At 62.6% G+C, this 11,335-nt stretch carries 13 protein-coding genes and 2 tRNA genes; 6 read left to right on the forward strand and 9 right to left on the reverse strand.

Going from position 1 to position 11,335, the window contains the following annotated elements:
* Positions 1 to 158: 158 nt before the first annotated feature.
* Positions 159 to 590 (forward strand): L,D-transpeptidase, encoded by a 432-nt coding sequence (locus D3227_RS05110; RefSeq protein WP_120013011.1) that lies wholly within the window; start codon positions 159 to 161, stop codon positions 588 to 590.
* A gap of 21 nt (positions 591 to 611) precedes the next feature.
* Here the strand turns inward: D3227_RS05110 and D3227_RS05115 are convergent, their stop codons facing one another.
* From D3227_RS05115 to D3227_RS05155, 9 genes are all read right to left on the reverse strand, one after another.
* Positions 612 to 1,607, reverse strand: a complete 996-nt coding sequence (locus tag D3227_RS05115; RefSeq protein WP_120013012.1) for a lipid A biosynthesis lauroyl acyltransferase — start codon at positions 1,605 to 1,607, stop codon at positions 612 to 614.
* A gap of 2 nt (positions 1,608 to 1,609) precedes the next feature.
* Entirely contained in the window at positions 1,610 to 2,638 is a 1,029-nt protein-coding gene (locus tag D3227_RS05120) for a zinc-binding dehydrogenase (RefSeq protein ID WP_120013013.1), read from the reverse strand.
* A gap of 36 nt (positions 2,639 to 2,674) precedes the next feature.
* Positions 2,675 to 3,946: a beta-ketoacyl-ACP synthase gene (locus D3227_RS05125; protein WP_120013014.1), complete on the reverse strand. Its 1,272-nt coding sequence runs from the start codon at positions 3,944 to 3,946 to the stop codon at positions 2,675 to 2,677.
* 20 nt (positions 3,947 to 3,966) lie between these two features.
* A complete protein-coding gene (locus D3227_RS05130) occupies positions 3,967 to 5,157 on the reverse strand; it encodes a beta-ketoacyl-ACP synthase (RefSeq protein WP_120013015.1) in 1,191 nt (396 codons plus the stop codon).
* A 57-nt stretch (positions 5,158 to 5,214) separates the two neighbouring features.
* Positions 5,215 to 5,496 (reverse strand): acyl carrier protein, encoded by a 282-nt coding sequence (locus D3227_RS05135; protein ID WP_006203389.1) that lies wholly within the window; start codon positions 5,494 to 5,496, stop codon positions 5,215 to 5,217.
* 178 nt (positions 5,497 to 5,674) lie between these two features.
* The gene (locus D3227_RS05140; protein ID WP_167480596.1) at positions 5,675 to 6,814 is read right to left on the reverse strand and encodes a slipin family protein; all 1,140 of its coding nucleotides are present in this window, start codon (positions 6,812 to 6,814) and stop codon (positions 5,675 to 5,677) included.
* A 378-nt stretch (positions 6,815 to 7,192) separates the two neighbouring features.
* Positions 7,193 to 7,259 (reverse strand) — tRNA-Met (locus D3227_RS05145).
* Between the two features lies 1 nt (position 7,260).
* Positions 7,261 to 7,334, reverse strand: a tRNA-OTHER gene (locus tag D3227_RS05150).
* Between the two features lie 229 nt (positions 7,335 to 7,563).
* Positions 7,564 to 8,112, reverse strand: a complete 549-nt coding sequence (locus tag D3227_RS05155; RefSeq protein ID WP_120013016.1) for a histidine phosphatase family protein — start codon at positions 8,110 to 8,112, stop codon at positions 7,564 to 7,566.
* Between the two features lie 327 nt (positions 8,113 to 8,439).
* Between D3227_RS05155 and D3227_RS05160 the strand changes: the two genes are divergently transcribed.
* The 5 genes from D3227_RS05160 to D3227_RS05175 all read left to right on the forward strand — a co-directional run bounded on the left by D3227_RS05160 (position 8,440) and on the right by D3227_RS05175 (position 11,094).
* Positions 8,440 to 9,579 carry a tyrosine-type recombinase/integrase gene (locus tag D3227_RS05160; protein WP_120013017.1) on the forward strand — a complete coding sequence of 380 codons (1,140 nt, stop codon included), beginning with the start codon at positions 8,440 to 8,442 and terminating at the stop codon, positions 9,577 to 9,579.
* Positions 9,580 to 9,738: 159 nt separating this feature from the next.
* Entirely contained in the window at positions 9,739 to 9,936 is a 198-nt protein-coding gene (locus D3227_RS05165) for a helix-turn-helix transcriptional regulator (RefSeq protein WP_245451646.1), read from the forward strand.
* Positions 9,933 to 10,262, forward strand: coding sequence for a hypothetical protein (locus D3227_RS05170; RefSeq protein WP_120013018.1), 330 nt, complete (start codon positions 9,933 to 9,935; stop codon positions 10,260 to 10,262). Before D3227_RS05165 ends, D3227_RS05170 begins: the two co-directional genes overlap by 4 nt.
* Positions 10,259 to 10,387, forward strand: a complete 129-nt coding sequence (locus D3227_RS43710; protein WP_281034895.1) for a hypothetical protein — start codon at positions 10,259 to 10,261, stop codon at positions 10,385 to 10,387. The genes D3227_RS05170 and D3227_RS43710 overlap by 4 nt, the downstream gene beginning before the upstream one ends.
* Before the next feature lie 65 nt (positions 10,388 to 10,452).
* Positions 10,453 to 11,094, forward strand: coding sequence for a hypothetical protein (locus D3227_RS05175; protein ID WP_120013019.1), 642 nt, complete (start codon positions 10,453 to 10,455; stop codon positions 11,092 to 11,094).
* Positions 11,095 to 11,335: the final 241 nt, after the last annotated feature.

Consider the following 11,335-nt stretch of genomic DNA (forward strand, 5'->3'; position numbering starts at 1 on the left):
GTGTCGCGGCGGCAACTATGACGGGAAAATCGTTCAAATTCGCTGCTTTAGATTGGCGAATTTATCAATGAGTGTGTGTTACTTCATTCACCTGCCATTAAAAGCATGAAAAACAGCGTGATGGCAGCGGGCAAGGGCAATCAAAGGGGTTTGATCGCATGAAGAAGACCGTTCTCATGGCGGCGATACTGGCAACGGCGCTATTCGGCACTTCAATCGAAAGCAAGGCATCCGCTCTCGTCGCCAACATCGACATATCTTCGCAGACGATGACCGTCAGCCGTTATGGTCAGGTGGTTTACCGGTGGAGCGTGTCCACCGCCCGCAAAGGTTATATCACGCCGCGCGGCAAGTACCGCCCGCAATGGACGGCGCGGATGTGGTATTCGCGCAAATACGATATGTCGCCGATGCCCTATTCGGTGTTCTTCCGCGGTGGCTACGCAATCCACGGCACGGGTGCGGTGAAGTATCTTGGGCGCCCGGCCTCGCATGGCTGCGTGCGCCTGCACACGGCCAATGCCGCGACCTTCTACTCGATGGTGCGGGAAGCCGGTTACGGAAACACGCGGATCGTTGTCACCGACTAAGCCCGGGGCCGACGCTTGTCGTTACTGGCGGGCAGCGTCCGTTGCCCGCCCGCGCTGGCGGCGACGCCGGCCGCTGATCTCCCACCTCTTGTGGAACCACATCCACTGTCCCGGATCCTCGCGCACCCAGCGCTCGACCACATCGGCGAGTAGCTGGGTGGTGGCCGGCACGTCGACGCTGCCGCCCTCGGTGCGCGGCAAGGTCAGCTTATCCTCAATATCGAGCCGGAACCGATTACCAGGCAACCGCACGCAGCGCGCCGGATAGACGTCGCAATCATAGTGGCGGGCAAGCATGCCCAGCACCGGATTGCTCTGGCACGGGCGGCCGAAGAAGGTCGTCTCCAGCCCGCTCGAGAATTTCTGGTCGACCAGCACGCCGATATTGCCGCCATTCTCCAGGATCGCGGCGAGCGCGAATGAAGCGCCGGTCGAGGAGGGCAGCAAGGCGCCCATCGTCGAACGCCGCGTCGAATGGATGTAGTCGGCCAGATAGGGATTGTTGGGCGGACGAAACAGCGCGGTGATCTTCATGCCGAAGGTGGCGGCAGCCACCGGCAGCAATTCGAAATTGCCGAGATGGCCGGTGAACAGAATGTGTGGCTTCTCTTCACCGGCGATATCAAGGAAATGCTCGACGCCGCGAACCTCGACCCGGCCGGGCGTCGTCGCTTTCGGGTCATAGTCGAAAAGCGCGTCGAGGAAGATGTACTCGGCCGCAAGGCGGGCCATGTTGCCCCACATGTCGAGCGCGATGGCTTCGATCTCGGCATCGCTCTTTTCGGGATAGGCGAGGCGAAGATTGCGCGTGGCGACGCGATGGCGCCCGACCATCGGACCGATGCGGCGGGCGACGCGGTCGGCGAAGTTGAGCGCACTGTCGGGCGGCAAAAGGCGCAGCAGCGAGATGATTGTCATCGCGACGCGCGCGACCAGCCAGTGCTCCATCTGGCGAAGCCGCCGGCCGTAGCGAAACGCCAGGTCCCTGCGGACCTTCTTGAAGGCTCTGCCGACCATTCCTAGTCGACGCGCAGGATGATCTTGCCGAACACGTCGCGGCCTTCCATGCGCTTCAGCGCGGCATCGATGTCGCCGAAGCCGACTTCGGTGTCGATCACCGGCGCGACGAGGCCTGCCGCCATCTTCTGCATGGCATTGGCCATGTTCTCCATGCGGCAGCCGAAGGAGCCGAGCAGCTTCAGCTGTTGCTGGAAAAGCTGCATCAAATTGATTTGCGTCGAGACGCCGGAGGTCGAGCCGCAGGTCACCAGGCGTCCGCCGCGCTTCAGGCACAGCATCGAGCCGGCAAAGGTGTCGGCTCCGACATGCTCGAACACGACGTCGACGCCCTTCTTCTTGGTCAGCTTGCGCACGACGCCCTCGAAACGGTCGTCGCGGTAGTTGATGACATGGTCGGCGCCAAGCGCCTTGGCCTTGTCGATCTTGTCGTTCGAACCGACCGTGGTGATCACGGTGCAGCCCATCTTCTTCGCCAGCTGGATGGCGGCGGAACCGATGCCCGAGCCGCCGGCATGGACGAGGATCGTTTCGCCCGGCTGCAGCCTGGCATTGTCGAACAGCATGTGCTCGACCGTGCCGAAGGTGACTGGCGCGACGGCGGCGCCGATCTCGCTGACGCCGGGCGGGGCAGGGACCAGAAGCCGCGCCGGCAGGTTTATCTTCTCCTGGGCAAAGCCATCTAGGTGGAAGCCGTGCACGCCGGAGACATGCTCGCAAAGATTGTCGCGGCCTTCGCGGCAGGCGCGGCAAAGCCCGCAGGTGCGCGCGCCGTAAATCGACACCAATTGTCCGGGCAGGAGGCTGGATACGCCGTGCCCGACGGCCTCGACCTCGCCGGAGGCCTCGGCGCCGACGACCAGCGGCAGCTTGCGCTTGGCGAAGGCCATGCCGCGCCAGCCCCAGACGTCGATATGGTTCAGCGCCACGGCCTTGATGCGCAGCGTTACCTCGCCGAGCGAGGGCGGCGGGGGAGGCGGCAGGTCCACCGTTTCAAGGCGGCGGTCCTCGATAAGTTGCAGTGCGCGCATGGAGCCTGTCGGTTCTGTTGAGCGGAAAGCGCTCGCTTAGACCGGTTCCCGCGCCATGACAAGGCAAGTGTTCTGGCCGCCGAAGCCGAAGGAATTCGACAAGACGGTGCCAACCTCGGCATTGCGCTTCTTGTTCGGCACGACGTCGAGCACGATCGCCGGATCGGGATTGTCGTAGTTGATGGTCGGCGGAATGACGCTTTCGCGCATCGTCATCAGCGAAAATGCCGCCTCGACCGCGCCGGCCGCCGACAGCGTGTGGCCGATCATCGACTTGTTCGACGAGATCGGCATCGAGCCGATCCGTTCGCCGAAGACGGTCGACAGCGACAAATGCTCCATCTTGTCGTTTTCCGGCGTCGAGGTGCCGTGCGCGTTGACGTAGTCGATCTGGTCCTCGCCAAGGCCCGCATCGGCGAGCGCGGCGCGCACCGCGGCGATTGCCGGCGAACCGTCGGGCTTGGAGCGGGTGCGGTGGAAATCGTCGGCCTTTTCGCCGCAGCCGCGCATGATGCCGAGAATGGTGGCACCGCGGGCAAGCGCCGCCTCCAGCGATTCCAGCACCAGCGCGCCGGAGCCTTCGGCGAGGACAAAACCGTCGCGATCCTTGGAGAAGGGCTTTGAGGCCTTTTCGGGGATGTCGTTGTGGGTGGACAGCGCCGACAGCAGCGAGAAGCGGATCAGCGCCTCGGCGGTCGCCGAGCCGTCGGCGCCGATCGACAGCGCCTTGTCGCACTCGCCGCGACGGATCGCCTCGACGCCGAGCTGGATCGCGGTTGCGCCGGAGGCGCAGGCGGTCGACAGCGTGATCGGCAGGCCGCGCGTGCCGAAGCTGTCGGCCAGCCGGTCGGCAATCGAGCCGAACTGCGTGGTCTCGAAGATGTCGAGTTCTTTCAGCGCGCGCGCGACGCGCAGCAGCCTCTCGGCGCCGGCGTCATGCTTGTCGGAATTGTAGAGCGAAAAGCGATCTGCCCAGTCGAGCTCGACCGGCGGCGAGGCGAGGAAAAGCGGTCCGCCGAAATCGCCGGAATCGAGGCCTGCTTCCGCGACTGCTTCACGCGCGGCGGTTTCGGCCAGCTCGTAAGTGAGGGGGCTGGAGCCCTGCGAACTCGACGGCAGGAAGTCGACCATGCCGGAGATGCGGGTGTTCAGGTGATCGACCGGAAAGCGGGTGATCGGATGGATGCCGGATTTGCCCGATGTGAGTGCCGCCCAGTTGTCGGCCTTGCCGACGCCAAGCGACGTCACCACGCCGATACCGGTGACGGCGACGATTGGCCTGCCCATGTGGTCGTTCAGATTGGCCATGTTTTGTCCTAGGTCGTAGCTCAGGCGGCTTTTACCAGCCCCATGCCCTCGAATTGGTGATAGCCGATCGCCGTTGCAAGCACTGACCTGGGAACGCCACCGAACGGCTTTTCGACCGTGGTATCGAAGGCGGGATAGGCGGCCTTGCGGTCGACAGCCAGCGCTGCCAGTGCCACCGCGAAGGGGAACTGCGCTTCCTTCATGTGGCCGGTCAGCGTCGAGAACGCGCGCGCGGCGATCGCCGGATGGGCGTCGAACGCAGCCTTCTCGGCGGCGGTAGCGGCATGAGCGCCGGAAGCGCCTGACATCGCCAGCAATTCGCCGTCAGGCAATGCAGCCTGGCTGAGCAGCGCGGCGATCTCGCCATCGAGTTCGCCCAGCCGCCGCCTGGCGCGTCCGGACACGACCGGGCCAAGCTCGGCGTAAATCTTGCGCCCGCGGCTTTCAGCGTGCTCGCGCTGCTCCAGCACCAGGAAGGCGCCGCCGGATCCGGTCACCACGCCGCCGCCTTCGCCGCCCCGCCTTTGCCAGACCGGTTTCCAGGCGCCGCGATGCAGATAGCCGGCGAGCTCATAGCCGAGCAGCATGTCGGAATGTTCGGTCTGGAAGGCACCACCGACCAGCACATGCGTCGACTGTCCCGAGCAGATGCGCGCGGCGGCCGTCTCGACGGCGGCGACGCCGGCACCTTCCTCACCCATGAAAGTGCGCGAAGAACCGGTGACCTTGTGGACGATCGAGATGTTGCCGGCGAGCAGGTTGGAAAGCTGCGCCAGGAACAAGGTCGGACGCAGTTCCGTGGTCAGCTTCTCGTTGAGCAGCACGTCGCGGTCGTTGCGGCTTTCCGAAGCGGCGAGGATCGCGGCGTCGACCGCCTCGTCGCGCTCGCCACCGCCCGCGGCCACCACCATGTCCATGGTCGCGCAAAGCTCGTCATTGCCCTTGATGCCGGCGTCGTCCAGCGCAAGGCCGGCGGAATAAGTGCCGAGGCGCTGCCAGGTTTCCATCTGCCGCTGGTCGCCGCGCTTGGCGATCTGCAGGTTCCAGTCGATCTCGGGCAGCGGGTGGATGGTGTAGGGCGCAAAGCGCGCGGCCTCCAGCACTGGCTGCAGGCCCGGCTGGGCGAGCTTCTGCCAGTGCGCATCCGGACCTTCTCCCAGCGAAGAGACAAGGCCGATGCCGGTGATGACGACGTCGCGGGGGCTGCTCATGGGCGGCTGTTGTGGGTCAGGCTGCAAGGCGCGTCAAGGCCGCGCGCTTGCGCCATCTCAGGCGGTCTTGGCGGCGACCAGCGCGTCGATCTTGGCGCACAGGTTCTTCATGACGAAGTAATCGTCGGTCGAGGCCTTGCCGTCATTGACCTCCTGCGTCCACTTTTCCAGCGGCACCTTGATGCCGAATTCCTTGTCGATGGCAAAGACGATGTCGAGGAAATCGAGGCTGTCGATGCCGAGATCGTCGATGGTGTGGCTTTCGGGCGTGATCGTCTCGATATCGATCTCACTGGTGTCGGCAATGATCTTGGCGACTTTGTCGAACGTGGTGGACAAGGGCTCTTCCTTCGGTTGCGGGCGGAATCTGTCCGCATCTTGTTTGGGCGCTGTCTAATCGGTTTTTCCGGGCAGGAAAAGGCCTGATGCGCCGGGCGCAGATGGGATGCCTCGGTTGCAAAGACAAGAAGGGTCGCCGGTTTGTCCGGCGGCCCTTCCCATTTGGCGTTTGGTCAGCTCAGTCGCGGAGCTTGACCAAGTCGTTCAGCAGCCCGCCCGTTCCGTTGTGGACGGTCAGCCGCTCGACCTTGCCGGCGATCGTCTCCAGAGCCTCGAGCTCCTTCAGACGCAGCATCACCGGGTTCTCGGCCATCACCCGCGCCGTGTTGAGCAGGGAACGCGTGGCGTTCGTCTCCTCGCGGCGGCGGATGACGTTGGCCTCGGCCTGCTTTTCGGCCGAAACCACCTGGTTGAGGATTTCGCGCATCTCGCCCGGCAGGATGACATCCTTGAGCGCGATATCGCTGACCTCGACCCCGATCTCGGCCATGTCGGCGCGGACCTTGCCGGCGGCTTCTTCGTCGATCGTCACCTTCTTCTCGAGGATCTGATCGAGCGTCAGCGCGCCAAGCGTCTTGCGGAAGGCGTACTGCAGGGCGCGGTAGAGGGCTTCGGCGAAGTCCTTCACAGCACTCACCGCCTTGACCGGATCGACGACCCGGTATTCGGCGGCGATGTTGACGCGGATCGTCACGCGATCCTTGGTCAGCACTTCCTGCCCGGCGACATCAAGCGACTGGCGCTTGAGGTCGACGACCTTCACTTGCACCATGCGTCCGACATTCCAGAACGCATGCACGCCCGCCGTGAGCGTCCGCACCAGGACACCATCGACGAAGAGCAGTCCGGCCTGGCCGTCGACGACCGGATGGACGGACATCAGTTCCGTCTTCCGGGCCTGGCCGATCCGGCGCATGACCGCCGGATCGATCGCAAGATCGGCCGAGGTGTCGATCATCGTGACCTTCCACGGTCCGGCATCGGTCCACAGCACGAGCTTGCGGTCCGGCGCCAGGACGGCGTGGAGGTTGCCGTCACGCTCGATGACGGCGACGTCTGTGCGCCCGGTGCGAACCACGGTGAAATGGCGCGCAGCCACATCCGGGAGCTTGTCGAACAACGCCTTCTCGTATGCCGAAACGAATTCCGGGTTCTTCAGATCGTGCCGCGAGACTTCAAGGCTCTGGCGCCGGTTGGCGAGCCAGTGCTCACCCGGCATCAGGACAGCCTTGATCTCACCCTTGTAGAGGGTGACGGCACGCTCGTTTTCCTTAATAACGACGCGCTCGCGTCCAAAAATCTTATCGAGAATGGTCATTGTGTTACTCCTGTCGGGCATGGCCCCCATGCGAGGCGTCAAGTCATGCGTCGATCTTCCTTTTCGTTTCTCGTTTCACTTCGTCTCTTGCTTCATAGTCCGGACACGAATGATCCGGGGACCGGTGGCACCAATTCGTGGCGGGCCTTCGGGAGCGGATCGCGAGGCAGCGAAGCTGGCGCCGGAGGCCTTGGCCTCCCTTGCCGGCGACGCTGCGCCTTGATCGTCACCGCGGGCCTGGCCGCGAGCCGATGACGTCAGGCCTTTCGATACGGCCCACGCCCGAAGGCTTGGGCCGTCCGTCAGGTCTTTCGCATTCCGGTCCCCGGACCGTCTTTTTCAGATAACACCGTGAAAGGGTGGTGGCCTATCAGCCAGTGGAGAAGGATTCGAACCTTCGACCGTCAGATTATGAGTCTGATGCTCTACCCAAACTGAGCTATCCGTGGTGCAGACAGCAGGATTCGAACCTGCGACCTCCGGACCCAAATCCGGCGCTCTCCCCCTGAGCTACATCCGCGATCCCAACCCCCGAAACGGCGCCGTACACAGGACGGCAAGGCCACCTGCGCGGGCGGAGGCGAAAGCTCCAACCGTTGTGCTCGCTTCGGTTTTCGTGACCGGGAGCGCGCCTATAGCCCCTGCGACGGGTTGTCGCAAGCGGCATTGTCGCGGCTTATGTGCGGCTTCTTTCGGTGGTGGCATTTCGGCAACACTTGCCGGTGCCCGGCAAGGACTGTTTTGCGCCGTCAGAAGGTGACGCGGCCAAGCACGCGCAGGCCGTCGCCCTGCGGCTCGACCACCACCGCTTCGCCTTCGCGCGGCGACACGCCGGTCAGCGCCACGATGTTCTCAAGATGTGTCACCAGGACCAGATTGTCCGAGCCGGAATAGCCGCGGATCTCGGTCATCACCGCCGCGAGCTGCGCGGCCTTCTCCGCCGGGTCGGTCTTCAGCAGGTCAAGAGGCGCGAAGGGCTCCGGCTCGGCCTCGAAGGCGATGCGGGCAGTGTCGAGGCAACGGCAATAGCGGCTGGAGAGGACGCGCTCGATCGGGGCGGCGCGAGCGGCGAACAGCGCGCCGATCCGGCTTGCCTGCTGCTGGCCACGCGCCGACAAATTGAGCTGGGTCGGGCATTTGGCGATGTCGAAATTGGCCGGGTCGGCGGTGCCGGTGACCATGGCGTGGCGCAGCAGCACGACATGCCCGCCGTCGCGCAGCAACGCCCAGCCGGCATCCGTCGCATGGGCCGCGGCTGGGGTGACGAGCAGGAGCAGCGCCAGCAGAAATCGAACCATCGGCAATCCTTCTTCCGCCCACCGGCACGGACGGCGTTAGCATATAGGGACCGCAAAGCCGGCTGAAAGACAAGGGCGGGGCAAAGAGCGTGCGATCAGTTTGCAAGGGGCAGGGCGATTGCGCCGCAATCGGGGCTCGCCTATCACCGGAAAAATGTCTCCGCTGACCGGGGCCGCCTACCAGACCACAAGGGGCAGAGAGGGGCACTAGGCGGCGCACTTACGATTATCAAGCCGTTGATTTCCCTTTTCTCTTCCTTCATGTTGCCTTTTGGCCCGTCCTAGCCTATGCCTTACAAAGATTGGGAAAGGACTTAGGAAAGACAAATGGCGCGCTACAAGCTAACAGCCGGAATGGTGAAGGCTGCAAGGGGCAGCAGTATAGGCGATGGCGGCGGACTGTGGTTGATGCCGCGCGGCGACAAGCAGTACTGGATTTTCATCTACCAGCGCCACGGCCGGCGCCGGGAAATGGGTCTCGGCCCGCTTGAGTCTGTGAGCCTAGCCGATGCCCGCGAAAAGGCCGACGAGGCGCGTAAGCTTCTGCATGCCGGCAAGGACCCATTCAAGGAATCGTCCTTCAGACAAGTCGACAAGCGCGTTCCCACGTTCGGCGACTATGCAGACGAGTACATCAAGGATCATGCTCCGCAATGGCGGGGCGGGAAGACAGAGATCGGTTGGAAGTCGTCGCTCGAGGTGCACGCCAAAGGGCTGCGAAAATTGCCCGTCAACGAAATTCGTCGGGCTGATGTTGTGCGCGTAGTCAAGCCAATATGGCATGCGAAGGCCGAGACGGCGAAGAAGACCCTCGAGCGTATTGCGGCTGTGCTTGAGCTTGCGACGGATATGGAACTGCGCACTGGCCCTAACCCTGCCCGCATGGACGCGAAGGCTCGCGACAAGGCACTTGGGGTTCAGGCTGCGTCCGGCAATCACGAATCAATGCCGTACTCGGAGTTGCCGAAGTTCTTCGCCAGCATCCCTGAGACTGCGGCTGGGCGGGCTTTGCGCCTCCTTATCCTGAACGCGAATCGCACAGGGGAGGTTCGCTTCGCGGATTGGTCGGAGATCGACATGGATGCGAAGGTTTGGGTTATCCCGGCATCGCGTATGAAGGAGCCGCGCGAGCACCGTATCCCATTAACGGATGCCGCTATCGCCGCGCTTGGCGAGCCGGGGGAGGGGCTCGTCTTCAAGGGAGCGCGCCGCGGACGTCCGATCGGCGAAGTTGCAATGGCGAAGTTGCTTGCGAAGGAAATTGTTAAGTTCACGGTGCACGGATTCCGAACGACATTCAGAACGTGGGCGCAGGATCACGGATACCCAGACGAGGTTGCCGAGCCCGCCCTGGCGCATGACAAGCGCAGCAAGGTGATACGCGCCTACGCCCGTTCAGACGTTCTGGAGCGGCGACGCGAGATGATGGAGGCCTGGACGGCGTTTTGTGGGAGTGGGGCGCGATAGGCGCAATGGTGGCCACAACGGGCCAAGCTATCTTGACATAGTCATGGCAAACGGCTAGTTTACGAATCCGCCCACAAAACCACGCTGGCGGAATTCTACTCGCACCCCCTTATTTCACAGGCAGACCAGACAATCAAGCACTTTTTTCGGGAGGATGAATTGAACGACAATAACCGACTCCTTGGCGTTCGCGAGGTAATGAAGCGAACCTCTCTATCGCTCACCTTCATTAAACGGCTGCGCAAGGCGGGCGACTTCCCGTTAGCCGTGCCGCTTGGCGACCGGCGTATCGGGTTTCTTGAGCGGGAACTCGACCAGTGGATTAATGCCAGGGCTGCTATGCGGGCCGCCGCATGAGCGACAATCGCCGCACGCTACCAAACACCCCGTCATTGGTTTACGCGCACGACCCGGTTCGCATCGAGGGCGCGGCGCGAACGTTTACCAAATTCATGCGCGAGCAATTGGATAAGCGGGATTCGCCAATGCAAAAAGCGTTCATCGAGACGAAAGATACGACCAACGGAGAGATGTGGCTTGGCGTCGTCCGAGGCTGCCAAATCGTGCAAGCCTACGCGCTAAAGCGATTCACTGAGTTGGGCGAGGAGCCGGAAACAAGTTGGGATGACATTGTCGACCAGGCCTTAGATATCTGTCTCAAAAAGGGGGAGGCCGCCGCATGACCTCCTACGCCACGATGTCGAAGACCGAACTGCATGCCGAGCTCGCCGCCGTCTTGGCTGTGCAGGCGTGGAAAAATCAAGCCAACAACACTATATCTAGTGCTTGGATGGTCTTCAAGCCCTAAATATCGCAATTGCCAAACCACGAAATCCACAATGCAGCAACGCGCCACGTGCGCGAGGGGACACCATGACGCTTAAGTTTATGCCGACTTTTGATTTCAAGGCCTGCCGCATCAACGCCGTCGACGTCACCGCAGAGGCGGATGGCCTCGCGACAATTTCGATTAAGTATTCGACGGTTCGCGACCCCGATATTGAGTGGGTCGCAGAATTTGTTGATGGGCCAGGATTCACGTCTTGGCGCTTCCAGCGCCTCCTCAACGCTGTTGGTGTGGTTGGACATATCACCGACGGTGCTCAGCTTGTTGGCAGGCACTTCGCTGTAAAAAGCAACGGCGCAATCCCCGACGATTTTGCCACATTAGAGTATGCCAGCGCTTGTTTGCAGTGCGACCGCCAGCGTTTCTTGGACGGAGCACTGCTTGAGCCTCGCGTTCGGCAGATCAGGGCGACAGGGGAGGACCCGTCGCCAAAAGGCTTTCAGCGTATCGCGACGTTTGACTTAGAACTTGGCCCGGCGGTGACCATGCACGACTTGCGCCTCGTGAAAACTCCGAGCGGAGGGCTTCACGCCTATCCACCCGATTCCAAGCACGGCACCAAGTGTGCCGACTTCGCCCCGACATTCCGTGACCAGATCGCCGACCTTGCCGCTAAAGCTTTGGAGTCGCAACTTGCCCATAATTCCTCGTCTCAACCCGCTTCCTAAGTCACCTATCCACTCGCATGTCGAGATGCTGCACAACTTGGCCGCTGGGATTGATGGCGTGCTGGTCGTGTCCGCATTTCACGCCTCGACCACAGGGGACAGCGACAGACCTAGTCATCTGGAACTGAAGTTCGTTACATTGTATGCTACGTCGCTTCTGGAGAGGAGCGCATTATGGCGAACGCGAATGGCCGCCCAACCGCGCCGTTGGTTCTGAGCGCAGACGAGCAGGATTATCTCG

It is taken from the genome of Mesorhizobium waimense (genome assembly GCF_003601975.1).
GTDB lineage: Bacteria > Pseudomonadota > Alphaproteobacteria > Rhizobiales > Rhizobiaceae > Mesorhizobium > Mesorhizobium waimense.